The 24,178-nt window shown below is 38.5% G+C and carries 21 protein-coding genes; 15 read left to right on the top strand and 6 right to left on the bottom strand.

Going from position 1 to position 24,178, the window contains the following annotated elements; all coding sequences use genetic code 11:
- The first annotated feature begins 230 nt into the window (after window positions 1-230).
- The 8 genes from RDN22_RS04340 to RDN22_RS04305 all read left to right on the top strand — a co-directional run bounded on the left by RDN22_RS04340 (window position 231) and on the right by RDN22_RS04305 (window position 10,428).
- Complete coding sequence (locus tag RDN22_RS04340) at window positions 231-1,952, top strand: glycoside hydrolase family 13 protein (protein WP_308556270.1); 1,722 nt, start codon at window positions 231-233, stop codon at window positions 1,950-1,952.
- Between the two features lie 174 nt (window positions 1,953-2,126).
- Window positions 2,127-4,391, top strand: coding sequence for a glycoside hydrolase family 65 protein (locus RDN22_RS04335; protein WP_308556268.1), 2,265 nt, complete (start codon window positions 2,127-2,129; stop codon window positions 4,389-4,391).
- Window positions 4,384-5,049: a beta-phosphoglucomutase gene (gene pgmB, locus RDN22_RS04330; RefSeq protein ID WP_013438717.1), complete on the top strand. Its 666-nt coding sequence runs from the start codon at window positions 4,384-4,386 to the stop codon at window positions 5,047-5,049. Before RDN22_RS04335 ends, pgmB begins: the two co-directional genes overlap by 8 nt.
- Before the next feature lie 25 nt (window positions 5,050-5,074).
- The gene (locus RDN22_RS04325; protein ID WP_308556265.1) at window positions 5,075-6,181 is read left to right on the top strand and encodes an ABC transporter ATP-binding protein; all 1,107 of its coding nucleotides are present in this window, start codon (window positions 5,075-5,077) and stop codon (window positions 6,179-6,181) included.
- Window positions 6,182-6,266: 85 nt separating this feature from the next.
- A complete protein-coding gene (locus tag RDN22_RS04320; protein WP_308556263.1) occupies window positions 6,267-7,496 on the top strand; it encodes an extracellular solute-binding protein in 1,230 nt (409 codons plus the stop codon).
- A gap of 78 nt (window positions 7,497-7,574) precedes the next feature.
- On the top strand, window positions 7,575-8,933 hold the full coding sequence (locus RDN22_RS04315) for a sugar ABC transporter permease (RefSeq protein WP_308556261.1): 1,359 nt from the start codon (window positions 7,575-7,577) through the stop codon (window positions 8,931-8,933).
- Between the two features lie 2 nt (window positions 8,934-8,935).
- Window positions 8,936-9,793, top strand: coding sequence for a sugar ABC transporter permease (locus tag RDN22_RS04310; RefSeq protein WP_308556259.1), 858 nt, complete (start codon window positions 8,936-8,938; stop codon window positions 9,791-9,793).
- A gap of 131 nt (window positions 9,794-9,924) precedes the next feature.
- Window positions 9,925-10,428, top strand: a complete 504-nt coding sequence (locus tag RDN22_RS04305; RefSeq protein WP_308556257.1) for an O-acetyl-ADP-ribose deacetylase — start codon at window positions 9,925-9,927, stop codon at window positions 10,426-10,428.
- Window positions 10,429-10,476: 48 nt separating this feature from the next.
- On the opposite strand, the gene RDN22_RS04300 is transcribed toward RDN22_RS04305, so the two are convergent.
- Window positions 10,477-11,724, bottom strand: coding sequence for an MFS transporter (locus tag RDN22_RS04300; protein ID WP_308556255.1), 1,248 nt, complete (start codon window positions 11,722-11,724; stop codon window positions 10,477-10,479).
- A 144-nt stretch (window positions 11,725-11,868) separates the two neighbouring features.
- Between RDN22_RS04300 and RDN22_RS04295 the strand changes: the two genes are divergently transcribed.
- On the top strand, window positions 11,869-12,852 hold the full coding sequence (locus RDN22_RS04295; RefSeq protein WP_308556253.1) for a cytochrome C5: 984 nt from the start codon (window positions 11,869-11,871) through the stop codon (window positions 12,850-12,852).
- Window positions 12,853-12,937: 85 nt separating this feature from the next.
- On the opposite strand, the gene RDN22_RS04290 is transcribed toward RDN22_RS04295, so the two are convergent.
- On the bottom strand, window positions 12,938-13,300 hold the full coding sequence (locus tag RDN22_RS04290; RefSeq protein ID WP_308556251.1) for an aggregation promoting factor surface protein: 363 nt from the start codon (window positions 13,298-13,300) through the stop codon (window positions 12,938-12,940).
- Between the two features lie 212 nt (window positions 13,301-13,512).
- On the opposite strand from RDN22_RS04290, the gene RDN22_RS04285 reads away from it, so the two are divergent.
- The 3 genes from RDN22_RS04285 (at window position 13,513) to RDN22_RS04275 (ending at window position 18,654) form a co-directional block, all read left to right on the top strand.
- On the top strand, window positions 13,513-16,047 hold the full coding sequence (locus tag RDN22_RS04285; RefSeq protein ID WP_308556249.1) for a M1 family metallopeptidase: 2,535 nt from the start codon (window positions 13,513-13,515) through the stop codon (window positions 16,045-16,047).
- Between the two features lie 110 nt (window positions 16,048-16,157).
- Window positions 16,158-17,651, top strand: coding sequence for a peptide MFS transporter (locus RDN22_RS04280; protein WP_308556247.1), 1,494 nt, complete (start codon window positions 16,158-16,160; stop codon window positions 17,649-17,651).
- 94 nt (window positions 17,652-17,745) lie between these two features.
- Window positions 17,746-18,654: a membrane protein gene (locus RDN22_RS04275; RefSeq protein ID WP_308556245.1), complete on the top strand. Its 909-nt coding sequence runs from the start codon at window positions 17,746-17,748 to the stop codon at window positions 18,652-18,654.
- Between the two features lie 34 nt (window positions 18,655-18,688).
- Here RDN22_RS04275 and RDN22_RS04270 read toward each other — a convergent pair whose 3' ends face one another.
- Both RDN22_RS04270 and RDN22_RS04265 read right to left on the bottom strand, forming a co-directional pair.
- Window positions 18,689-18,886 (bottom strand): hypothetical protein, encoded by a 198-nt coding sequence (locus tag RDN22_RS04270; protein ID WP_308556243.1) that lies wholly within the window; start codon window positions 18,884-18,886, stop codon window positions 18,689-18,691.
- 90 nt (window positions 18,887-18,976) lie between these two features.
- Window positions 18,977-20,185 carry a L,D-transpeptidase gene (locus RDN22_RS04265; protein ID WP_308556241.1) on the bottom strand — a complete coding sequence of 403 codons (1,209 nt, stop codon included), beginning with the start codon at window positions 20,183-20,185 and terminating at the stop codon, window positions 18,977-18,979.
- 147 nt (window positions 20,186-20,332) lie between these two features.
- On the opposite strand from RDN22_RS04265, the gene RDN22_RS04260 reads away from it, so the two are divergent.
- Window positions 20,333-21,133 (top strand): DUF4931 domain-containing protein, encoded by an 801-nt coding sequence (locus RDN22_RS04260; RefSeq protein WP_308556239.1) that lies wholly within the window; start codon window positions 20,333-20,335, stop codon window positions 21,131-21,133.
- Between the two features lie 32 nt (window positions 21,134-21,165).
- Here RDN22_RS04260 and RDN22_RS04255 read toward each other — a convergent pair whose 3' ends face one another.
- Window positions 21,166-21,804 (bottom strand): hypothetical protein, encoded by a 639-nt coding sequence (locus RDN22_RS04255; RefSeq protein WP_308556272.1) that lies wholly within the window; start codon window positions 21,802-21,804, stop codon window positions 21,166-21,168.
- Window positions 21,805-21,862: 58 nt separating this feature from the next.
- Here RDN22_RS04255 and yaaA point away from each other — a divergent pair, with 58 nt between their 5' ends.
- Window positions 21,863-22,624: a peroxide stress protein YaaA gene (yaaA, locus tag RDN22_RS04250; protein WP_308556237.1), complete on the top strand. Its 762-nt coding sequence runs from the start codon at window positions 21,863-21,865 to the stop codon at window positions 22,622-22,624.
- Here yaaA and RDN22_RS04245 read toward each other — a convergent pair.
- Window positions 22,621-23,364, bottom strand: a complete 744-nt coding sequence (locus RDN22_RS04245) for an alpha/beta fold hydrolase (protein ID WP_308556235.1) — start codon at window positions 23,362-23,364, stop codon at window positions 22,621-22,623. The two genes, yaaA and RDN22_RS04245, sit on opposite strands and share 4 nt — an antisense overlap.
- 138 nt (window positions 23,365-23,502) lie before the next feature.
- On the opposite strand from RDN22_RS04245, the gene RDN22_RS04240 reads away from it, so the two are divergent.
- Window positions 23,503-24,102 (top strand): histidine phosphatase family protein, encoded by a 600-nt coding sequence (locus RDN22_RS04240; RefSeq protein WP_308556233.1) that lies wholly within the window; start codon window positions 23,503-23,505, stop codon window positions 24,100-24,102.
- Window positions 24,103-24,178 lie beyond the last annotated feature (76 nt).

The raw sequence follows: 24,178 nt of genomic DNA, 5'->3' as shown, positions 1-24,178 counted from the left end.
AAAATGCAGTTTTAAATCTTTTAGCTTTAGCAAAATAGAAAAGAAAAACGGGGTTAGCTAAACCCTTAAGCTGTAAGAGCTAGTCAATGCGATTACTCCTATATTGGAATATCGGAATACTAGTGTTGACAACAGTAAGTAAGACAAAGAAAGGAAAAATGTATCTTTCTGGTATGTAGAAAATACATAGATTCTACATATTTCCATGTTTTATATAGCAGAATTAGTATATGCAATTAGCTGCTTTAAAGCACCGAACTGAAAGTGAAGATAGTTTTGTAGTTGATCCTAAGCACGTTCGTGTTCGTTTTCACACTGCAAAAAATGACGTTGAAAAAGTAATCGTGCACTATTGTGACAACTATTTACCACTTGATCACGCTAAGACAATCGAAATGGAAAAAATTGGTGAAGGACAAGTTGAAGACCATTGGGGCATCACCCTTGAAGCACCATTTCATCGTTTAAAGTACACTTTTGAAGTTATTGGCAAGGATGGCACTAGCGTTGTCTACGGAGACCGTGCCATCAGTAGCGATGTTGAAAGTGCAATCAATGAAGATGGGGCATACTTCAAGATCCCATATTGTCACGAAATCGATATGGTTAAAACACCAGAATGGGTTAAGCATACCGTTTGGTACCAAATCTTCCCTGAACGTTTTGCTAACGGTGATAAGTCTAACGATCCCAAGAACGTTAAGCCATGGAATCCATCCGATCATCCCGGCCGAGAAGACTATTACGGCGGCGACTTGCAAGGCGTTTTAGATCACTTAGATTACCTTAAAAAGCTTGGTGTAAACGGCTTATACTTCTGCCCAATTTTTAAGGCAAGTTCTAACCACAAATATGACACTATCGACTACTTACAAGTTGACCCAGAATTTGGCGATAAAGATTTGTTTGCCAAGGTAGTTAATGAAGCTCATGCTCGCGGCATGAAGGTAATGCTTGACGCTGTTTTTAATCACTTAGGTGATCAATCAATGCAATGGCAAGACGTAGTTAAGAATGGTCCAAGCTCACGTTTTGCTAACTGGTTCCACATTAATGAATACCCAGTTGAACCATACCGTGATCCATTAAAGGGCGAAGGCAATCCTCAATTTGATACCTTTGCCTTTGAAAAGCACATGCCAAAATTGAACACCGCTAATCCAGAAGTACAAGATTTCTTACTTGAAATTGCTACTTATTGGGTAAAGTACTTTGACATTGATGCATGGCGTCTTGATGTAGCTAATGAAGTAGACCACCACTTCTGGAAGAAATTCCACAAGGCAGTTACTGACATTAAGCCTGACTTCTACATCGTGGGTGAAGTATGGCACTCAGCTCGTCCATGGCTTAATGGTGATGAATTCACTGGCGTAATGAATTATCCTTATACTTTGCAAATTGAAGATCACTTCTTCAAGAATAAATTGACTGCTTCACAAATGACTAAGAGATTAACTGATCAGTTAATGAAGTATAGGGATGAAACTAATGCAGCGATGATGAATATGCTTGATTCACACGATACTGCTAGAATTTTAACTGTGGCTAAAGGTGATCAAGACTTAGCATTGCAAGCTCTTACCTTTGAATTTATGCAAAAAGGTAGCCCATGTATTTATTATGGTACGGAAATGGGCATGTCTGGTGATAATGATCCAGATTGCCGTAAGCCAATGGATTGGTCAAAAGAAGACGGTCCTGTATGGCAAAGAGTTCATAGTTTAATTAAGTTCCGCTTGGAGCACGATAATACCTTTGGTCAAGGCAGAATTAAGTTACACGTAACAGAAGATGGTCTAATTGAAGTCGATCGAGAAGGTAAAGAAAGTATCCATGCATACTTTAATACCACAAAGAAGAATATAAAGATTGATTGCAAGGATTCATTTAGTCAAGGCTATGAAAATGGTGAACTTGCTCCAAAAGGCTTTGTAATCGATGTTCGTTAAAAGTTACTTTTTGTAAGTATTTAAAAGAAGACAGATTAAGTTCTGTCTTCTTTTTTTATAAATTAATTCTGATACCGGTAACAGCAGTTTTGATATTGTAAACCGCTTTCAATTCAAGGATAATGAAAGCGTAAACAAGAGAGCACCTCAATATTTGCGGGAGATATGTAATTTATGAAACGAATTTTTGAAATTGATCCTTGGAAAGTAATTACACATAACTTCGATCCAAAAGATAAAAGATTGCAAGAAAGTATGACTGCAATCGGTAACGACTACATGGGTATGAGAGGTAACTTCGAAGAAGGCTATTCTGGTGATAGCTTGCAAGGTACTTATTTAGCTGGTGTCTGGTTCCCAGACAAGACTGTAGTTGGTTGGTGGAAGAACGGTTATCCAAAATACTTTGGTAAGACTCCTAACGCACCAAGCTTTATCGGAATCGGAATTACAGTAAACGGTGAAAAGATCGACTTAGCTAAAGTAAAATTTGATGATTTTGAATTAGCACTCGACATGCACCAAGGTCTTCTTACAAGAAGCTTTGTTTATGAAGGCAAGGACGTCAAAGCTAAGTTTGAATTTGAACGTTTCCTTCATATTGTTCAAAAGGAAGCTGCTTTAATCAAAGTTAAGGCAACTGTGCTTGAAGGTCACGCTAAGATCGACTTTGATTCAACTTTAGACGGAACAGTTGTTAACGAAGATAGTAACTATGGTGATCGTTTCTGGATTCCACTTGGCGAAGACAAGAATGAAAGAACCATTCAAGTTAAGACTAAGGAAAATCCTTACGACGTTCCTCAATTTACTGTTTTACTTAAAGAAAACTTACGTCATAACGGCGAAGCTGTTCAAGGTGAAGTTTCAACTGAAGATGCTAAGTTAAGCGAAAAGTTATCAGTTGAATTAAATGAAAACGAAAGCTACGAGCTTGAAAAAGATGTCATCGTTGTAACTAGCCGTGACGTTGAAGATAAAGATCAAGCTGCTGTAGCTGACAACTTAATGAAGAAGCTTCAAGAAAAGAGCTTTGAAGAAAACTTAGCAGATCATACAGAAGCTTGGAAGAAACGTTGGGAAATGAGTGATGTTGTCATTGCTGGTGACGATGCTGCTCAACAAGGTATCCGCTTCAACATTTGTCAATTATTCATGACATACTACGGCGAAGACAAACGTTTGAATGTTGGTCCTAAAGGCTTTACCGGTGAAAAATACGGTGGTGCTACTTACTGGGACACTGAAGCATTTATCGTTCCAATGTACTTAGGAATTACTTCACCAAGCGTTACAAGAGCACTTCTTCAATATCGTCACGATCAATTGCCAGGTGCTTACCACAACGCTAAGGAACAAGGCTTGCCAGGTGCATTATTCCCAATGGTTACCTTCAACGGTATTGAATGCCACAACGAATGGGAAATCACCTTTGAAGAAATCCACAGAAATGCAGATATTCCTCACGCAATTGCTATGTACACTGACTACACTGGTGATGACAGCTACGTTAAGGATGAAGGTATGGACGTCTTAGTTGGTACCGCAAGATTCTGGGCAGCTAGAGTTCACTGGTCCAAGATGCGTAACAAGTACGTAATGCACGGTGTAACGGGTCCTAACGAATACGAAAACAACGTAAACAACAACTGGTTCACCAACACCATGGCAAGATGGCTTCTTAAATACACTTTGGAACGTTTGCCACTTGCTACTAAGGAAGCACAAGAGAGAGTTCACGTAACTGATGAAGAAAAGGCTAAATGGCAAGACATCGTAGACAAGATGTACTTACCAGAAGATAAAGATCTTGGCATTTTCGTTCAACAAGATGACTTCTTAGATAAGGATATTCGTCCAGTTAGTGAAATCGAAGATCAACGTCCAATTAACCAACACTGGTCATGGGACAAGATCTTAAGATCACCATTCATCAAGCAAGCTGATGTTCTACAAGGTATCTACTTCTTCGACGACCAATACACTATGGAACAAAAGGAAAAGAACTTCGACTTCTACGAACCTTTGACTGTTCACGAAAGTTCACTTTCACCAAGTATTCACTCAGTTTTGGCTGCTGAACTTGGCAAGCAAAAGAAGGCTGTTGAACTTTACCAAAGAACTGCTCGTCTTGACCTTGATAACTACAACAACGACACCGTTGATGGTTTGCACATTACTTCAATGAGTGGTTCATGGCTTGCAATCGTTCAAGGTTTCGCAGGCATGCGTTACGACCATGATCAATTGAAGTTCAACCCATTTGTTCCTGAAGGCTGGGATCACTACGGCTTCAAGATTAACTACCGTGGTCGTTTAATTGAAGTTTACGTTGATCATGATGCAACTAAGCTTACTTTGCTCAAGGGTGAAGACTTAGATGTATTAGTTCACGATAAGAAACTCACTCTTAAGGAAGGTGAAACTACAAATGCTTAAAGGATTACTTTTCGATTTAGATGGTGTTTTAACTAACTCAGCTAAGTTTCACCTTACAGCTTGGAACAACTTGGCTAAGGAATTAGGCATCACCTTAACAGATGCTCAACTTGATAGTTTACGTGGTATTTCAAGAATGGATTCACTTAACTTGATCTTGAAATACGGCGGTCAAGAAGACAAATACACTGAAGCAGAAAAAGAAAAGTTTGCTGCAGAAAAGAATGCTAAGTTTGTTGAACAAGTTGAAACAATGACACCAAAGGATATCTTGCCAGGTATTCCTGAATTGTTAGCAGATGCTAAGAAGCAAAACTTGAAGATGGTAATTGCTTCTGCTTCAAAGAACGCACCTAAGATTTTAACTAGATTAGGAATCATGGATGAATTTGATGGGATCGTTGATCCTGCTACTCTTCACCATGGTAAGCCAGATCCAGAAATCTATATCAAGGCGCAAGAAATTGCTGGCTTAAAGGCAAACGAAGTAATTAGTTTCGAAGATGCCAAAGCTGGTGTTGAAGCAATTAAGGCAGCTCATCAATTCGCAGTTGGTATTGGTGATAAAGAGCTTTTAAAGGAAGCTGATTACATTGTTCCAACAACCGCTGACCTTAAGCTTAGTGAAATTGAAAAAGTTTTTGAAGAAAAAGAATAAAAGTTAAAAGAGAGTAGGGGAAACAATGGTTGAGGTTGATTTAAACCATATTTACAAGAAATACGAAGGCAACGATCGATATTCTGTAAATGACTTTGACTTACATATTAAGGACAAGGAGTTCATCGTTTTCGTTGGACCTTCTGGTTGTGGTAAGTCAACAACGTTAAGAATGGTTGCCGGCTTGGAAGATATCAGTGAAGGTACCTTGGAAATTGATCACAAGGTAATGAACGATGTCGCTCCAAAGGATAGACACATTGCGATGGTTTTCCAGAACTACGCTTTGTATCCACACATGACTATTTATGACAATATTGCTTTCAGCCTTAAGTTACGTCACGTAGATAAAGCTGAAATTGATAAACGTGTTCACAAGGCCGCTAAAATGCTGGGCTTGGAAGAATACTTGGATAAAAAGCCAGGAGCTTTGTCCGGTGGTCAACGTCAGCGTGTTGCTCTAGGACGTGCAATTGTACGTAGCGCCCCTATTCTATTAATGGACGAACCTCTTTCCAACTTGGACGCTAAACTTCGTGTATCAATGCGTGCTAACATTGCCAAGCTGCACCAACAACTTGGCACAACCACTATTTACGTAACTCACGACCAGACTGAAGCCATGACTTTGGCTGACAGAATCGTAGTTATGTCAGTAGGTAAGGTTGAACAAATTGGTACACCACTTGAGGTTTACAACCACCCAGTTAACCAATTCGTTGCTGGATTTATCGGTTCACCTCAAATGAACTTCTTTAACGTCCATTACAAAGACCAAAGAATCTCTGATGGTAAGGGTCTTGATATCGAAATCCCTGAAGGTAAGGCAAAGATGCTTAACGAAAAGGGATACAACGATAAGGATGTTGTCTTCGGTATTCGTCCAGAAGACATCCACTCAGAAGAAGCCTTTATGGAAACTTGGCCAAACTCAGTTATTGAATCTAAGGTTGTTGTTTCAGAACTTTTAGGTTCAACTATCCAACTTTACCAAGAAGTTGATGGTACTGAATTTGTTGCCTTGGTAAACGCTCGTGATTATCACAAGCCAGGCGATAAGGTAAAGATGGGCTTCGATGTTAACAAAGCTCACTTCTTTGACAAAGATACCACAAAGGCTATCGTTAACTAATTTAATTAAAGCTTACAACCGTATGTAGCAAAGGCTACTGTTGTTAAGAATTGTTTATTGTTTTGATTTTTAGGAGGAAAAAGTCATGAAGTTTTGGAAGAAAATGGCTTTAGGTAGTACTGCTGTTTTAGCTGCTATGTCACTTGCAGCTTGTTCAAACGGCTCATCAAATTCATCAAGTAGTAGTAATGGAGGCTCAAGCAAGAGTGCAAATTTGACTCTTTGGGTAGATACTGAACAAGTTCCTTACTACAAGCAAATTGCTAAGGACTTCACTAAGAAGAACAAGAACATCAAGGTTCGTGTTGTTCAAAGTCCTAACGGTTCAGCTAACGCTAAGACTGACGTTGGTAAGGACCCATCAAAGGCTGCCGATGTATTTGAAGTTCCTAACGACCAATTAGGTCAAATGGCTGAAGCAGGTTACATTAACCCACTTTCACCAGCTGCAACTAAGGATATTAAGGCTAACTACATTGACGTTGCATCTAAGGGTGTAACTTGGAAGAACAAGATTTACGCATATCCATACGCACAACAAGCTCAAACTATTTACTACAACAAGTCTAAGCTTTCCGCAAACGATGTTAAGGACTGGAAGACTTTAACCTCTAAGGGTGTTGTAGCTACTGACTTCACCAACGCATACGTAATGTGGCCAGTAATGTTCTCAGCAGGTACAAAGCTTTACGGTGACAATGGTGAAGACCTTAAGGGCTCAACATTCAACTCAACTAACGGTGTAAACGCATTGAAGTGGTACGCAGCTCAAAAGAACAACAAGGGCGTAATGCAAACTTCAAACGCTTTGAACCAATTGAAGAAGGGTAACGCACAAGCTATCCTTGATGGTCCATGGAACGCAGCTAACATTAAGAAGATCTTAGGCAAGAACTTCGCAGTTGCTAAGTATCCTAAGATTGAAGTTGGTGGCAAGAGCGTACAAATGGAAGCATTCCTTGGTATCGAAGGCTTCGCAGTTAACTCACACACTAAGAACGCAAAGGCTGCTTCAGACTTAGCTGCATACATCACTAACAAGAAGGCTCAATTAATTGCCCACAAAGAAGCTGGTCAAATTCCTGTACTTAAGGCTGCTGTAAACTCAAGCGCTGTTAAGAGCGATCCAGTTGCTGAATCAGTAATTGAAATGGCTAAGCCAGGTAACTCAGTATTGCAACCAATGCTTCCACAAATGGCAACATTCTGGAACGAATCAGCTCCACTTATCAGTGGTACTTACGACGGCAAGATTAAGCCAAGTCAATACAAAGCAAAGCTTGCTAAATTGCAAAAAGACATTTCAAAGAAATAATTTAAAACAAATATTTCTTAAAGCATAAGCAAAGGTTGGCAACAGATCCAACCTTTTTGCCTAAGAAGGGGAGAAGTTATGTTTCTAAAGAAAAAGCATGTAGCTCCTAAAGCAACATATCGCGAAGTATGGTCTAAAGGCGATATTGCTACCAAATTATCATTCTTCATAATGGGTAGTAACGCCTTAGCCAACAAGCAATGGGTAAAGGGTCTTGCATTCTTAATCTCAGAGATCGTATTCATTGTTTGGTTCATCTTCAGTGGTATTCCTACTTTAAACTCATTAGCTACATTAGGTACTGATAAAACAAAAAAAGTTGTCTATGATGCCGCGCAAGGTGTTTATATTACCAAGCAACCTTCAAACTCAGTTTTGATTTTGCTGTTCGGTGTTTTGGCAGTTATCTTGTGTATTGCAATAATTGCTCTTTACATCGTTAACTTGAAATCAACTAAACACAACTATGTTTTGAAGCGTGATGGTGAACATATTCCAACTAATGTTGAAGAACTTAAGAGTTTGCTCGACACTCGTTTGCATGCAACCTTAATGTGTATTCCATTACTTGGTATCTTGTTCTTCACGATTTTGCCAACGGTCTTCATGATTTCGATGGCTTTTACCAACTATGATCGTCAACACCCAATTGCCTTCTCTTGGACCGGTTTCCAAGCTTTCGGCAACGTGCTTAGTGGTGACCTTGCTGGTACTTTCTTCCCAGTATTAGGCTGGACTTTGATTTGGGCTGTAGCAGCTACTGCTACTACCTTCTTCTTCGGAGTATTACTTGCTTTATTGATCGAATCAAAAGGTATTAAGTACAAGGCATTCTGGAGAACTGTATTCGTAATTATTTGGGCTGTCCCACAGTTCGTTTCACTTTTGATGATGGCTCAATTCTTAGACTACCAAGGTGCTTTGAACAACATCTTGATGAACTTGCACTGGATTAGTTCGCCAATTCACTTTATTGATAACCAAGCTTCTCCATTAGTTGCAAGATTAACCGTTATTATTGTTAACATGTGGATTGGTATCCCAGTTTCAATGTTAGTTTCAACTGCGATTATCCAAAACTTACCACAAGATCAAATTGAAGCTGCCAAAATCGATGGTGCTAACTCAGCACAAATTTTCAAGTCAATCACTTTCCCACAAATCTTATTCGTTATGGCACCTTCACTTATTCAACAATTCATTGGTAACATCAACAACTTCAACGTCATCTTCTTGCTGACGGGTGGTGCACCAATGAACAGTAAATATAACGGCGCCGGATCGACTGACTTGCTGGTAACGTGGCTATATAACTTGACGTTCGGTCAAGAGCAGCGTTACAACGCATCAGCGGTACTGGGTATCTTAATCTTCGTTATTAGTGCGGTCGTTTCGCTGATAGCCTACAGACACACTAATGCTTACAAGGAGGGCTAGACATGAAGTCATATACAAATCAAAGACGGCTCTCATTAATCTTTCGGTATGTCCTTTTAACAATTTTAGCTATTCTTTGGATTTTACCAATTGTGTGGATCGTCTTAGCAAGTTTTTCATACAACGATACAGGATTTGTTTCGACCTTCTGGCCAGAACAATTCACACTGCAGAACTATATTGGGATTTTTACAAACCCACAATATCCATTCGGTAACTGGATCATCAACACATTGATTGTTTCAATTGCATCAATGATCGTTTCCACATTCTTGACTATCTCAGTTGCTTACGTTCTGTCACGACTTCGTTTCAGATTTAGAAAACCATTCTTGCAAATTGCTTTGGTTCTTGGGATGTTCCCAGGCTTCATGTCAATGATCGCTTTGTACTACATCTTAAAGGGTCTTAACATGTTAAACCTCTTTGGTTTATTCTTGGTTTACGTTGGTGGTGCCGGCCTTGGCTTCTACGTTGCTAAGGGATTCTTCGATACTATTCCTAGATCAATCGACGAAGCTGCCGAAATTGACGGTGCTACTAAATGGCAAGTATTCTTACACATTGGTTTACCACTTTCAAAGCCAATGATCGTTTATACTGCTTTGACTGCCTTCATTGCTCCATGGACAGACTTCATTTTCTCAGGTATTATTCTTTCAACCTCAGGAAATGCTAAGACCTACACGGTTGCTTATGGTTTGTACAACATGGTGCACACAGCCAAAGGTAATGCGACTGCATACTTCGCACAATTCGTTGCAGGATGTGTAATCATCGCTATCCCTATCACTATCTTGTTTGTATTCATGCAGAAGTTCTACGTTAACGGAATTACTGCTGGTGCAGATAAGGGCTAATCAAAAATTTGCTTATGCTTAAAAAACGTCTTGCTTCGGCAAGACGTTTTTTGATTATTATGCTTCATAAAACTATTTGGTGTTAGAATGAGGGCGGATATAAATAGATTAGTTTCATAAGGGTATAAAAAATGAATAACATTAAAATAATTCAAGGCGATATTACTAAGATGAAAGCCGATGCGATTGTTAATGCTGCCAATAATTCACTTCTTGGTGGAGGCGGCGTTGATGGTGCGATTCACGCAGCAGCTGGTCCGCATTTGCTTGAAGAATGCATGACGCTGCATGGTTGTCATACGGGGGATGCTAAGATGACATTAGGCTATGACTTGCCCGCTAAACATGTCATCCATACAGTTGGCCCTGTATATTCTGGTGACCATAGCGACGACGAGATGTTGGAATCATGTTATCGTAGTTCTTTGAATGTAGCTAAGAATGCGGGATTGCATAGTATCATTTTCCCAGCAATCTCAACTGGTGCATTTGGCTTTCCAGCAAAAATGGCAGCTCAAATTGCCTATAAGACGATTACAGAATGGCAAAAGAAAAATAAAGCATACAATATTCAAATCACTCTTTGTGCGTACGATGATCAAACTTATCAATTGTATGAACAAATTGCGGCATAAGAAAAACTGTTTAGCTTGAAACTAAACAGCTTTTTTCTATGTCTAATTTTAATTATCACGATAGGAAATTCCCCAGGCAAAGATTAAGACCAAGATAAAGTTAATCAAAAGCGTAAATCCAGTTACCCAAAATACTGTTGCATAGTTTGATAAACCAGAGATCATTGAACCCATTAATGAACCAATTACGGCACCGATTGCTTGGAAGGACTGGTTGTAAGAAAAGATTCGTCCAAAACTTTCACTTGGTGTATTCAAAGTCAAAACGGTTTGAGCGGCTGGCAACATTCCTGCACTGGCAATTCCTAGTAAGAATCTAAGTCCAGCAAGAACCCAAGGATTATTGGTTAAAGCCATTGGAATGAATAGAACAAAGCCAACAACTAATCCAATTCGTAAAACTCTTAAAGGTCCAACTTCATCCATTTTGTGTCCAATCTTGGAAGCCGCAATCAAAGTACCAAGCCCTGGTGTTGCAGCAACGACGCCGGCAACCAAAGCTACATTTTTACCATTGGGCATCATTGATTTTACATAAAGCGAAACGATAGGATCGATTGACATAGTTGAAGATTGAACCAGCATCGTGGTAATGAACATAACGATGATCAATTTTACGCTAGGCAAGCTCTTCATAATCTCGCCCATTGGCTTCATCTTTTCACGAGAAATAGGAGTGAAGTCTTCGTGGACGAAGAATGTAGTACCTAAGAAAACTAAGAACATTAAAAATCCGGTGATAAAGAATGGGATTCGATATCCCCAAGCACCGCCAAGCCAATTGCCGAAAAAACTAGATAAGGCACCACCTAAAAGTGGACCGACCAAGTTACCAGCAGTTCCGGCGGTCATCATTTGACTCATTACCCAGCCACTTTTTTGGTGAGGAGTCTCACCAGCAATTAAGGCTGTGGCGTTGTTAATATAGCCAGAAAAAGATCCCTGGATAAAACGCATGATAACGATATAGATTGCGTTTGGTGCTAATCCGGTTAACGTAATGGTCAATGCCATAACGCCAGATGCACGCATACACATTAATTTTCTACCTTTACGGTCAGCTAAGTTTCCCCAATATGGTGAAACAATTGCCTGGGCAATAAATGTCATGGCAAATGCTAAACCTGAGTAAAGGTTAACTTGGAATTTTGAATAATTACCTAAATCAGAAATAAATAAGGAAACAAAGGGCATGGTCATTGAGTAGCCCATTCCTGTAATAAAGCAGCCTAACCATAAGGTGTAAAAGGCTTTATGCCATCCAGCAGGGAAGGCGCTTGTTTTCTCAGCAGTCAAAAAGTCATCTCTTTCCAAAAAAATAGAACGATAATTCCATTTTAGCACATGCAAAAAGCTAAATTTTCTTCAAAATCATTAATGAAAGCGGACTATTTTTGTAATATTGTGCTACGATAGTGATTCGAGAAGGGAGTTGTCATTATGGCACATATGTCACGGCGAGAATATCGCATGAAAAAAGAGCATGGCCAAGCCGGTGCTAATCAATCTCGGATTAATTATTCAAAAAGCAAAGTAAATAGCCGAGAAGAATTTAGAAGCAGAAAAATTAGCAATCCTCAACCTATTGACCATACTAAGGTTGCTCAAGCATCTAGAGAAAATTACACTCACGTTAAGCTAAACTTCTGGACGATTTTCTCAGACCGTCCTTATGTTTCTGTAGCGATAATCGTGCTAGCACTATTCTTCATTATGATTAAAATGTGGTGGGGATTAGTTGCATTACTTGTGTTAGTAATCATTGGGATTTTCATTATCGGACACAGTCACCATCCAAATCGTGTGTTGAGTCTAGAATTTCATATGAAGGCCTCAAGAAAATTGAGCATGTTACGTGCTTTTGAACTTGGTGGCTCAATGGTCATGTTTTTGGCAACTTATATGAAACAAGTAGTTACAGTTGATTTCTCATCAGCAGGTTCAACTGATAGTTTTCAAATTGTTCAAGGTGTACTTTCCAATAATGGTGGTTACTATGGCCAACAAGGATCATATTTCTTGAGTTTGCTCAATACTGTAACAGGTGGACAGCTTTGGAGTTCATATCGTTACGCAACTAACAGTGCTCAAATGATGAATAGTAGTTCAGGTCGCTGGATTATTATTTGGATCATGCTATTAATGATTGCGCCAGCTATTTGTGTTTTAGCTCAGTTTTTCAAAGAGCCATATTCAAGAAACGTTGCATTAGTTACGTCTTTGATTACAACAGTCAGCTTTGTTTTAACACCAATTGTGATGCGTAGATGGGTTGTTGGCTATGCCATGGAAAACCAAATGTCTAGAGCAGCAGCTGAAAATGCCGTGCACATCGGAACAATGGCTTATGTCGGTATGGCGTGTTCAATCATGGTTCTTATAATTGCAATCTATCGTTTTATTAAACAAGATAAATTTGAATAAGAACGACAAAAAAACAGCTTAGTCAAATGGACTAAACTGTTTTTTCTTTTCTGGGAATTAAGGAGTGAATAATAAAACTCTCTTTTTAATACCAGTTATGTGCTAACCAAAATCTCTTAGCATTTACCCATGAACCGTAACGGCCGTAAACGTAGTTATCAGCAGTACGTTCTTGGTTCTTTGGTGATAAGTCACCGCGTAAGTAGTTAATGTTTAATTGGTACTTACCGTAACATACGCCGTTTCTAGCGGTGTAGCTGCCGCCTGATTCGCGCATTGCGATCCAGTTCTTAGCAGCCTTTTCCTTCTTTGAAAGCTTTCTGGTAGCAGCTTGAACTGTTTGATTTGATGAAGTGGTAGAAAATGCTTGTGCAACTGCAACACATGCGAAAGCAAGTGCTAATGCTGCAAAAATTTTAACTAAAGTAGATTTAACGTGTTTATTCAATTTATTCATTCCTTATGTAATTTAAAAATTTATTTTAAAAAATTTATTTATTTCTTAATGACTATGATTATATAGTACATGGTCAATGTGACAGCAATGTTACAAAACGAAAACGTCACTCTTACAATCAAGAATAATGGACCTTTTTTAAACGTTTTCTTCTTTATTTTGGTAAAATTTAAGAGAAATATGTATTATTCAGGAGGGATATAATGGCTGTAAAACGTTTTTATGAAACTTTTCACCCAGAACATTATGATTTGCGTATTAATGTAAATCGTAAGAATAAAGAAATTAATGGTACTTCTACTATTACTGGTGATGTAATTGAAAACCCAGTATTCATTAATCAAAAGTTCATGACCATCGACAGCGTTAAGGTTGATGGTAAAGATGTTGATTTTGAAGTAGTTGAAAAAGACGAAGCAATCAAAATCAAGACTGGCGTAACTGGCAGAGCCGTAATCGAGATTGCTTATAGTGCTCCTTTGACAGACACAATGATGGGTATTTACCCTTCATACTACGAATTAAAGGGTAAGAAGAAGCAAATTATCGGTACGCAATTTGAAACTACTTTTGCTCGTCAAGCATTCCCATGTGTTGACGAACCAGAAGCTAAGGCTACTTTCACCCTTGCTCTTAAATGGGATGAAGAAGATGGCGAAGTTGCTATTGCTAACATGCCAGAAGTTGAAGTCGACAAAGATGGCTACCACCACTTTGAAGAAACTGTTCGTATGTCAAGTTACCTTGTTGCATTTGCCTTCGGTGAGTTGCAATCAAAGACTACCCATACTAAAGATGGCGTTTTAATCGGTGTTTACGCAACTAAGGCTCACAAGCCTAAAGAATTAGACTTCGCATTAGACATTGCTAAGCGTGCAATTGAATTCTACGAAGACTTCTACCAAACTAAGTACCCACTTCCACAATCATTGCAATTGGCTTTGCCAGACTTCAGTGCTGGTGCCATGGAAAACTGGGGCTTAGTAACTTACCGTGAAGCTTACCTCTTGCTTGATCCAGACAACACTAGTCTAGAAATGAAGAAGGTAGTAGCTACTGTTATTACCCACGAATTAGCTCACCAATGGTTCGGTGACTTAGTAACTATGAAGTGGTGGGATAACTTATGGCTTAACGAAAGTTTCGCTAACATGATGGAATACTTGTCAGTTGATGGCTTGGAACCTGACTGGCACATTTGGGAAATGTTCCAAACTAGCGAAGCTCCAGCTGCTTTGACTCGTGATGCTACAGACGGTGTTCAACCAATTCAAATGGAAATCAACGACCCAGCAGATATCGACTCTGTATTTGACAGTGCTATCGTTTACGCTAAGGGTTCAAGAATGCTTGTAATGGTTCGCTCACTCTTAGGTGACGATGCTTTGAGAAAGGGTCTTAAGTACTACTTCGACCACCACAAGTTTGGCAATGCTACTGGTGATGACCTTTGGGATGCACTTTCAACTGCAACTGACCTTAACATCGGTGAAATCATGCACTCATGGCTTAAACAACCTGGTTATCCTGTAGTTAATGCTTTTGTTGATGAAGATGGTCACTTGAAGCTTACTCAAAAACAATTCTTCATCGGTGAAGGTGAAGACAAGGGTAGAACTTGGCAAATTCCTTTGAACGCTAACTTCGATGCACCTAAGATTATGTCTGAAAAGGAATTAGACTTAGGTAACTACAAGGTTCTTCGTGAAGAAGCTGGTCACCCACTTAGAATTAACGTTGGCAACAACTCACACTTTATCGTTAAGTATGACAAGACTTTGCTTGATGATATTTTGTCAGATGTTAATGAACTTGACCCAATTGCTAAGTTGCAATTATTGCAAGACCTTAGACTTTTGTCAGAAGGTAAACAAATTTCATACGCTTCAATCGTGCCACTTCTTACTAAGTTTGCAGATTCTAAGTCAAGCTTGGTAATTAACGCTTTGTACACTACTGCTGCAAAACTCCGTCAATTCGTTGAACCAGAATCTTCAGAAGAAAAAGACTTGAAGAAGCTTTACGATCTCTTATCTAAGGACCAAGTTGCTCGCTTAGGCTGGAGCGTTAAGGCCGGCGAAAGCGATGAAGATGCTCAAATTCGTCCTTACGAATTAAGCGCAAGTCTTTACGCAGATAATGCTGATTCAATTAAGGCAGCTCACCAAGTCTTTACTGAAAATGAAGACAACTTAGAAGCAATGAACGCTGACGTTCGTCCATATGTTTTGATCAATGAAGTAAAGAACTTTGGTAGCCATAACTTGATTGCTAACTTAATCAAGGAATACCAAAGAACTGCTGATGCTTCTTACAAGGCTGACTTACGTGCTGCTGTAACCAGCACCATTGACCCAGCTGAAGTAAGCTCAATCGTTGACAAGTTCGAAGATGCTGACGTAATTAAGCCACAAGACTTACGTGGCTGGTACCGTGGCCTTCTTGCTAACCATCATGGTCAACAAGCTGCTTGGGACTGGATCAGAGAAGATTGGGACTGGCTTGATAAGACTGTTGGTGGCGACATGGAATTTGCTACATTTATTACAGTTACTACTGGCGTCTTCCATACTCCAGCTAGATTGAAGGAATTCAAGGAATTCTTTGAACCTAAAGAAAATGTGCCACTTCTTAGTCGTGAAATTAAGATGGACATTAAGGTCATCGAAAGCAAGGTTAACTTGATTAACGATGAAAAGGATGCTGTAAACAGTGCAATTGCTAAGGCAATTAACTAAAGAAATAAATAGCTAAAAGAAATAAGGATTCATTTCTCAAGAAGTGAATCCTTATTTTTCATGGTATAATTGTTTGGATTGCTTACCTTAGATAAGAAGGGAGTTTTTCTTTGGGTAAACGAGATTCAGATACAGCATTTTTTGGACAACCAAAGGGTTTGTCCACTTTATTCTTTACTGAAATGTGGGAGCGTTTCAGTTACTACGGCATGCGTGCCATTTTACTTTTCTACATGTATTATGCAGTTACCAAGGGTGGTCTTGGCATGGACCAAACTACTGCTGCATCAATCATGTCGATTTATGGTTCGCTAGTTTATTTATCTACTTTAGTTGGTGGATGGCTATCAGACAGAGTATGGGGTTCAAGAAAGACCGTCTTTTACGGCGGTGTCTTGATCATGCTTGGTCACATTGTATTAGCTTTGCCAGCTGGAGTAGGGGCATTATACAGCTCAATCGCTTTAATCGTTGTAGGTACTGGTTTACTTAAGCCTAACGTATCTTCAATGGTTGGTGGTCTTTACTCTGTAGAAGATCGCCGTCGGGATGCAGGTTTTAGTATTTTTGTTTTCGGTATTAATATCGGATCATTCCTTGCACCACTTCTTGTACCATGGGCTGCACAAGGCTTCGGTCTTAATTTATTTGGTAATGAAATGAACTTCCACGCCGGCTTCTCACTTGCCGCTGTTGGTATGTTCTTAGGATTAGTACAATATGTTCTTGGCGGTAAAAAGTATCTTTCAACTGAAAGCTTGACGCCAAACGATCCAATTGATAAGGGTGATTTGCTCAATGTAATTAAATGGGTAGTTATTGGTATTGTTGCAATTGCAATCGTCTTAGCTGCAATGGCTGGCTTTGGTCAATTAAACGTTGATAACGTAATTACTTTACTTACTGTTTTGGCTATTGCATTGCCAATCTACTACTTCGTTATGATGCTTCGCAGCTCAAAGGTTACTAAGATTGAACGCTCACGTGTTAAAGCATATATTCCTTTGTTCTTCGCTGCAGCTATTTTCTGGGGAATAGAAGAATCTGGTTCAGTTGTTTTGGCACTTTTTGCAGAACAAAGAACTATACTTCATATCGGGAATTGGCATTATTCTGCTGCTAACTTCCAGTCACTTAATCCATTGTTTATCATGATTTTGACGCCAGTATTTGTATGGCTTTGGGAACACTGGAAGAAGCAACCAACTGCACCAGGCAAATTTGCTGCAGGTCTTGTTTTTGCAGGACTTTCATATATGTGGATGGCATTGCCAGGGATGATCTTTGGTACAAGCGGCAGAGTTAGTCCATTATGGCTTGTTGGCTCATGGTTCTTAGTTGAAATCGCTGAAATGTTGATTTCACCAATTGGTTTGTCAATTACTACCAAGCTTGCTCCAAATGCTTTCCGTTCACAAATGATGAGTATGTGGTTTATGGCTGATGCAACAGGTCAGGCAATTAACGCGCAAATCGTTAAGTTCTATTCATCTGGTACTGAAGTACAATACTTCATTGCTGTTGGACTAGTTAGTGTTGTCTTCGGCTTAATTATGTTTGCTTTGGTTAAAAAGATTAATACCTTAATGGAAGGTGTCCATTAAGCCTAAAAAGGATTCTACTTAAATGGTAGAATCTTTTTTCATTTGTCAAAGTAGTTTTATTAATATAAAATGAAAAACCAAAGGGGATGGCTTAATGAAAAAGAAAATAAATTGGGCGAATATTGCCTATAAAACACTAGTATCGTTTATTGGTGTTGCCATTTTATCAATGGGGACCACATTCCTTCGTGGCGGTAATGTGGGTCTAGATCCGTTTACCGCGGTGAACACGGGTATTTCAAACAAATTAGGTATTGGACTAGGTGTCTATCAATTAGCGGTAAACGTAGTAATTTTCATCTTTATTTTGTGGCTTGATCGTAAGCAAATCGGGATTGGGACTATTTTGAACATGGTCTTAGTTGGATTTGAAATTCAATGGTTTACTACGATCTATCACCAATTATTTGGTTATCGCACGACTTTCTTAATCGTTGCAGCTGATACGCTGATTGGATTACTTTTGTTCACACTCGGCGCCTCACTTTACATGGCGCCAGACCTTGGTGCGGCACCTTATGATGCCATCGCGCCAATTATCACGCAGAGAACAAAGTTGTCTTACAGAACTGCTAGAATTACACAAGACGTTTTGTTCATGATCGCCGCAGTTATTGCTGGTGGTCCTGTAGGCTTTGGTACGATCATCGTAGCCTTCTTCACTGGTCCACTTATTTCATGGTGGAACGATCATGTATCTAATCCAATGGTTAAGACGATTGATGAAGCTACTAATAAGAAAGAGAATAAACAAAATTCAGCCGTTATGCTCTTGTCACATATTGGTAAGAGAACTTATCACACTATTTATAACGCGTTGCAAACGACTGAAACGATGCGTAATAATTTAGATGAGTATTCTACTGCTGACCTAAGAAGCCAGTTAAAGATTGTTCACCGCAACATGGCTAACTCAAAGGAGATGTATGATTCATTTGTTGAACAAGAGAAGCTCTTGCAAGATGAATTAAAGAAGAGAATAGCCAAAGCTAAAAATAAATAAGACTAAAAAAGCTCTACAAACGTAGAGCTTTTTTTTAAAACTTGTGTAAAGCAATAGCATAGATTACTAGGATAAGTCCCAAGACTAAGAAGATGATTGCAAGGCTACGTTGCCACTTTGCTTCGCCTTTACTGTCTTCTTTACTCTTATTAGTATTACCATTTTTTTCGCTTAAGTATCTAAAGTATGAAATTGCCGCTACAAGCAGACAAAGAATTCCGATTACTAACATAAAAATCCTCTCAAAAATATATATCTTTTTATATTAATTCTACGCAAAAAAATAAAGCTCTTCAAATCTGAAAAGCTTTATTTTTATTTTCTAGTAAACAATTACAGCTTCGTTAGTACGAACGTTATCCCAAACGCTCTTAACTTCTGCAGGGCGAATGTTTACACAGCCGTGTGAACCACCTTGCAAGTATGCTGTCTTACTCCAGTCAGTTCTCCAACTGGCATCGTGCAAACCACAACCACTCAAAGTAAATGGCATCCAGTATTGAACCTTAGATGCATACTTTGAACCATCGTCGTTAAGTCCACGTAAAACACTTGGTGATTGCTTGTACATGATGTACCAAACACCCTTAGGAGTTTGGTTGCCTTTGCCGCCTTCTAAAGTACCAGTAACAACATCGTTTAAATGAACTACAACACGGTTATTGCGAACAACCCATAATTCTTGGTTCTTAATAGATACAACAACGTAATTGTTGCCGATACCATTATTGCTCTTACCGTAGCCGTGAGCATAAGTACTGTAGCCATCACCATAGATGTATTTACTACCATCAACAGTTGTATCGCCATTCATAAAGGCCTTTTCTACAGCTGCTTTAGCTTTCTTTACATAAACGCCCCAGCCGTAACTTTCATTGGTAGTGGTAATTGGCTTACCGTTAACTTTATTACCAACTGGAACCGTGAACTTGTAAGTCTTCTTAAGCGTTTTAACTTCGTTATCGATGTCTTTTAACTTCTTAGTCAAAGCCTTAACATCATTGAATTGATACTTACCGTTTTTGTAAGTAACTTCACGAATGAGTTCGTCAGCTCTTAACTTATAGCTCTTGCCAGCAATATTGTAAGTGACAGAAGCTTTTTGCATCTTTTGCAAATTCTTCTTTGCTTCACTTAAGTCTTTGGAGTTGTAAGTGTACTTTTGATTATTAGGCAAATCTGTATGTTGCTTATCAAAGTAACTTTGAACAGTTTGACTATCAATTGTTTGCGTGTTGGCATCTCTTTCAGAAACTAATTTCTTGTTTCTTAAGAAAAATACGTTGTCGGCTTTTTCATTAATCTTATCTGTAGCTTTTTTAACGGTTAATTTGCCAACCTTAACCCCGTAAATAGTAACGTTGGGGTTAAAGTGAGTTGTCGCAAAAGCACGTTGCTTTTGTTCTGCTTGGACCCGTTTGTTGTGAAAGAATACACCACAAATAATTGCAATTATGATAATTACACCGATAATTATTAAATAGAGATTATTGCGGTTATTATGTTTTCTAAGTTCTCTTCTAGATTGCATATTATTATTACCCATCTCTTTGATTTTTCGAATAAGTGTTTGCTTTGACACAGTATAGCAAGTATTCTAGCTATAGTAAAGTTACTTAATTATTCTACTATATTGGCGCTAAACATTACAGTATTTGCCTTGAAAGGAAAGAAAAGTATGAATAATGATCCATTGGTTTTTCAGCTAAGTATTGCTAAAAATAAACCACAATCTTATCGCAAAAATAACAAAGATAAGAAAAATATTTGTCCTTTTTGTGATGTGGCAAGTTTAACTGATATTTATAAAAAAGAAGACGACATTATTTGGCTGCACAATAAGTTTCCGACTTTGCGTGACACTGTTCAAACCGTTTTAATCGAATCAAGCGACCATAACGGCGATATCAGTACTTATACTAAAGAGCATAATCGTAAATTGATGCGTTTTAGCCTAGATTGCTTTGAAAAAATGAATCAGGATTCTAAGTATCAATCAGTGGTTTGGTACAAAAATTACGGTCCACATTCTGGTGGTTCATTAATTCATCCGCACATGCAAATTGTTGGCTTTGAACATGAAGACGGCTATAAGTATATTCACCCTAATAATTTTGAAGGGGAAACCTTATTTGATGAAAATGGGGTAGAGGTCAATATAGCAGAACATCCGGTGCAAGGCTACACTGAATTGAATATCAATTTAATTGATCGAAATAGTATCGACTTATGGGCTGACTGGATTCAAAGCGGGGCAAAATATCTGCTTAACATTATGTATAACGGTAGATGCGACTCTTATAATTTATTCTTTTATCCGCGTAACGATGGCGGTATTTGTGCTAAATATATTACGCGTTTTGAAGCACCACCTTACTTTGTAGGCTATAAGTTGTCTCAAGTAAATGATGAAATTACGCTAGATAAAGAAGCACATCGTTTTAGAAAATTCTATGATGAAGGCTCAAAGATCGAATAAAAAAGCATTCTCAACTTGAGAATGCTTTTTCGTTAAAATTCAGTATTAATAATGTCGTCTTCAGGACGGTGAGCTTGAATGCGGAGTACATTCCATTTAAAGACATCGTCTGGCTTAACTAAATCAATAGTTAATTTGCCATCTTTCATGGTGAAGTTCAGTTCAGTTCTGTGTTCAATCCATTCAGCACGGTTAGGTTCTTGATCTAAGCCTTCAACGACGATTTTATCTGGAATGCTCTTTAAGAAGACATATTTTTGGTAATTGGCATGACGATTTTCTAAAATAAAGCCATCACTGACAGTTAAATCACTAGGTTTTCCTTCGTTAAAGGCATGACCAAACATGTGCATCCATGAGTTGATGGTATCAAGTGTTTTTGTAGTAGCTTCGTCAAATTCACCGTTATTAACAGGCACATTAATGATAGTAGCTTGACCGTTTTTTCTGTTTTCTACCATTGTGTCGATCACGTTATCGCTAGTTAAATCAGCGCCATCTTTGGCGTCAGCTAAGTAAATTGTGTACTTCTCGCATGCTGCTTTAAATGCATCAGGATCGTCGCTCATAACGGCACGAACGCCGATGTTGCGTGCAGTTTTTACTAAAAAGTCAGCATCAAAGTCCCCAGTTGTTTTAAAATTTAAGACAATTGCAAAATCAGGATTCATCATTTTTCCTCCTCTTATTAATCATCAATAGTTTACCTTAAAGGAGTCAAATTCAAAAATGAAAATTATTATCGCTCCAGCAAAAATTATGAAAATTGATCGAGATTCATTTCCCGTACAATCAAAGCCGAAATTTTTGGATAAAACTAGAATACTCGAGCATTTTTTGAAATCACGCACTAAAGAACAATTAGAAGCGTTGTGGCATGCTAGTCCAAAAATAACTGAACAAAGTATTCAACAGCTGAAAAATATGAACTTAGATGAGCATTTAACACCGGCTATCATGGCGTTTTCTGGTATTCAGTATCAATATATTGCTCCAGATATTTTCACTCAGGAAGCCTTAGATTACATTCAAGAGAACTTGCGGATTCTTTCTGGTTTTTACGGGATGCTCAAACCTTTTGATGGCGTTTGCCCATATCGTTTGGAATTAAACACAAAAATGATCGGCTTTCGCGACTACAGTCTTTATCACTTTTGGGGAGACGAAATAGCAAATAGTTTGTTTAAAGAAGATAAAGTAGTAATTAACCTAGCTTCTAAGCAATATGCGCGTTTAATTAAGCCGTATTTAAATAAAGACCGGCAAATGATTACAATCGATTTTCAAGAGCAGAAAAACGATAAATGGAAGACTGTCGGCGTTCATGCTAAGATGGCGCGCGGTGAAATGGTGCGTTTTATTGCAGAAAATCAAATAAAAAATCCCGCAGATTTGCGAGATTTTCATGATTTTGATTTTCAATTTGTACCTGAAGTTAGCTCAGATGACCATTATATTTTTAGAACCAACTTTGATTTTAAACGTCGTTAGAATAAAGGCTTTAAAAATTGTGCAGTTAAGTCGGCTGCCATATCTTTATATTGACCAGTAAAGCTATGATCTGCATTTTCAATCATATGTAATTCACTGTTTTCATAAGTGTCATCATATTTTTTAGCGTATTTTGGATCAACGACTTGGTCATTAGTACCAGCAATAACTGATGCAGGACCAGTAAAGTGGCTTGCTACTTCATAAATTGGCAAAACTTGTGCGGTTCTCAAGTAAAACCCACCTAATTTTTTATCTCCAAAAGGAATAGTAGCAGGAATATGATCAGGGTTATAAGTTACGCCTCGTGTACTGCCCTTTAATGCATCGTCTTTAAGTTGAGCTGCAGGAGCCAAAAGAACAACCTTTTTGATAATGTCAGGATAAAGTCCAGCAAGCATTGATGCAACGACGCCACCTTGTGAATGACCTACTAAAAAGATGTTACGTACATGTGGATCAGTGCGTACATACTCTAAAATTGCTTGTCCGTCAGCAATTTCGTTGCACACTGTCATGTCTTCAAATTTGCCGTCACTTTCGCCATGACCGTTGAAGTCAAAGCGGACACTAGCTACGTTTTCATCACGCAAGTCATCGGCAATTTGTCGCAATAAATCGGTATTTCTATTTGAAGTAAAGCCATGCATCAAGATGGCCATGTCATAAATTTCGCCAAAGGGCTCTTCACGATCTCCTACTAAAGTGAGACCGTCTCTTTCAATTGTAATACGGGACATAAGTTTTCCCCTTTCTGTTTGTATCTACAATTATTGTAAGCTTTTTAAGGTTAAAAACGCTAAAAAAGAGGTTAAGAAATTGGAAAGATTAGCGCAATGAGCGTAATATTTAGCTATTGAATATTGGGAGGAAACGCAATGGAAATTGTATTTATTCGTCATGGTCAAACAGACGTAAATAAAGATAACCGACTTCAAGGTGCAAAGGTTGATGCAGAATTAAACGATTACGGTCGTGAATATGCTAAAAAAGCTGCTAAAAATTTTGATGAAAGTGAATTTGATGTTGTTTACTCAAGTCCAATGAAAAGAGCAGTAGAGACAGCTAAGATTTTTACCAAGGGTAAGAAAAAGATTAACTTGGATGATCGCTTGCTTGAATTCGACTTCGGCGACTGGGATGGCATGAAGATGGAAGAAATTGGCGAAAAATATCCAGATGTCGTAGATCCTTGGGGTAAAGTAAATCGTCATTACGTTAAATATGCTAAGAATGGCGAAACTTATGAAGACTTTGACAAACGCTGCGGTGAATTCTTAGATGAAATGTACCGTAAATATCCTGATAAAAAAGTTTTAGTTGTAGCTCATGGTCGTTTAATTCGTATGATGGCTGCCCACTACTTAACTAATGGCGACATGGATAAGATCGATACAATGGCTAACAGCGCATTAACTAAGTTTAGTGTAAAAGATGGTCAAGCGCGTTTAGTATATTACAACCGCGTACTTGCTTAAGAGGAATGAAAAAATTCCTCTTTTTTTATGTGCATGTATTGACAACTCGTCACAATGCGCTATGATATTAAACCGG

The sequence above is a fragment of the uncultured Lactobacillus sp. genome (genome assembly GCF_902491705.1).
In the GTDB taxonomy this organism is placed as follows: domain Bacteria; phylum Bacillota; class Bacilli; order Lactobacillales; family Lactobacillaceae; genus Lactobacillus.
The sequence above is the reverse complement of the archived record's forward strand: the minus strand, read 5'-3'. Positions and strand labels throughout refer to the sequence as shown.

Coding starts and splice junctions, on each gene's coding strand:
- RDN22_RS04245 (WP_308556235.1), bottom strand. CDS start 23,364: ATGTCCCGTATTACAATTGAAAGAGACGGTCTCACTTTAGTAGGAGAT.
- RDN22_RS04310 (WP_308556259.1), top strand. CDS start 8,936: ATGAAGTCATATACAAATCAAAGACGGCTCTCATTAATCTTTCGGTAT.
- RDN22_RS04325 (WP_308556265.1), top strand. CDS start 5,075: ATGGTTGAGGTTGATTTAAACCATATTTACAAGAAATACGAAGGCAAC.
- RDN22_RS04260 (WP_308556239.1), top strand. CDS start 20,333: ATGAATAATGATCCATTGGTTTTTCAGCTAAGTATTGCTAAAAATAAA.
- RDN22_RS04340 (WP_308556270.1), top strand. CDS start 231: ATGCAATTAGCTGCTTTAAAGCACCGAACTGAAAGTGAAGATAGTTTT.
- RDN22_RS04255 (WP_308556272.1), bottom strand. CDS start 21,804: ATGAATCCTGATTTTGCAATTGTCTTAAATTTTAAAACAACTGGGGAC.
- RDN22_RS04315 (WP_308556261.1), top strand. CDS start 7,575: ATGTTTCTAAAGAAAAAGCATGTAGCTCCTAAAGCAACATATCGCGAA.
- RDN22_RS04285 (WP_308556249.1), top strand. CDS start 13,513: ATGGCTGTAAAACGTTTTTATGAAACTTTTCACCCAGAACATTATGAT.
- pgmB (WP_013438717.1), top strand. CDS start 4,384: ATGCTTAAAGGATTACTTTTCGATTTAGATGGTGTTTTAACTAACTCA.
- RDN22_RS04305 (WP_308556257.1), top strand. CDS start 9,925: ATGAATAACATTAAAATAATTCAAGGCGATATTACTAAGATGAAAGCC.
- RDN22_RS04270 (WP_308556243.1), bottom strand. CDS start 18,886: ATGTTAGTAATCGGAATTCTTTGTCTGCTTGTAGCGGCAATTTCATAC.
- RDN22_RS04240 (WP_308556233.1), top strand. CDS start 23,503: ATGGAAATTGTATTTATTCGTCATGGTCAAACAGACGTAAATAAAGAT.
- RDN22_RS04275 (WP_308556245.1), top strand. CDS start 17,746: ATGAAAAAGAAAATAAATTGGGCGAATATTGCCTATAAAACACTAGTA.
- RDN22_RS04320 (WP_308556263.1), top strand. CDS start 6,267: ATGAAGTTTTGGAAGAAAATGGCTTTAGGTAGTACTGCTGTTTTAGCT.
- yaaA (WP_308556237.1), top strand. CDS start 21,863: ATGAAAATTATTATCGCTCCAGCAAAAATTATGAAAATTGATCGAGAT.
- RDN22_RS04265 (WP_308556241.1), bottom strand. CDS start 20,185: ATGCAATCTAGAAGAGAACTTAGAAAACATAATAACCGCAATAATCTC.
- RDN22_RS04295 (WP_308556253.1), top strand. CDS start 11,869: ATGGCACATATGTCACGGCGAGAATATCGCATGAAAAAAGAGCATGGC.
- RDN22_RS04335 (WP_308556268.1), top strand. CDS start 2,127: ATGAAACGAATTTTTGAAATTGATCCTTGGAAAGTAATTACACATAAC.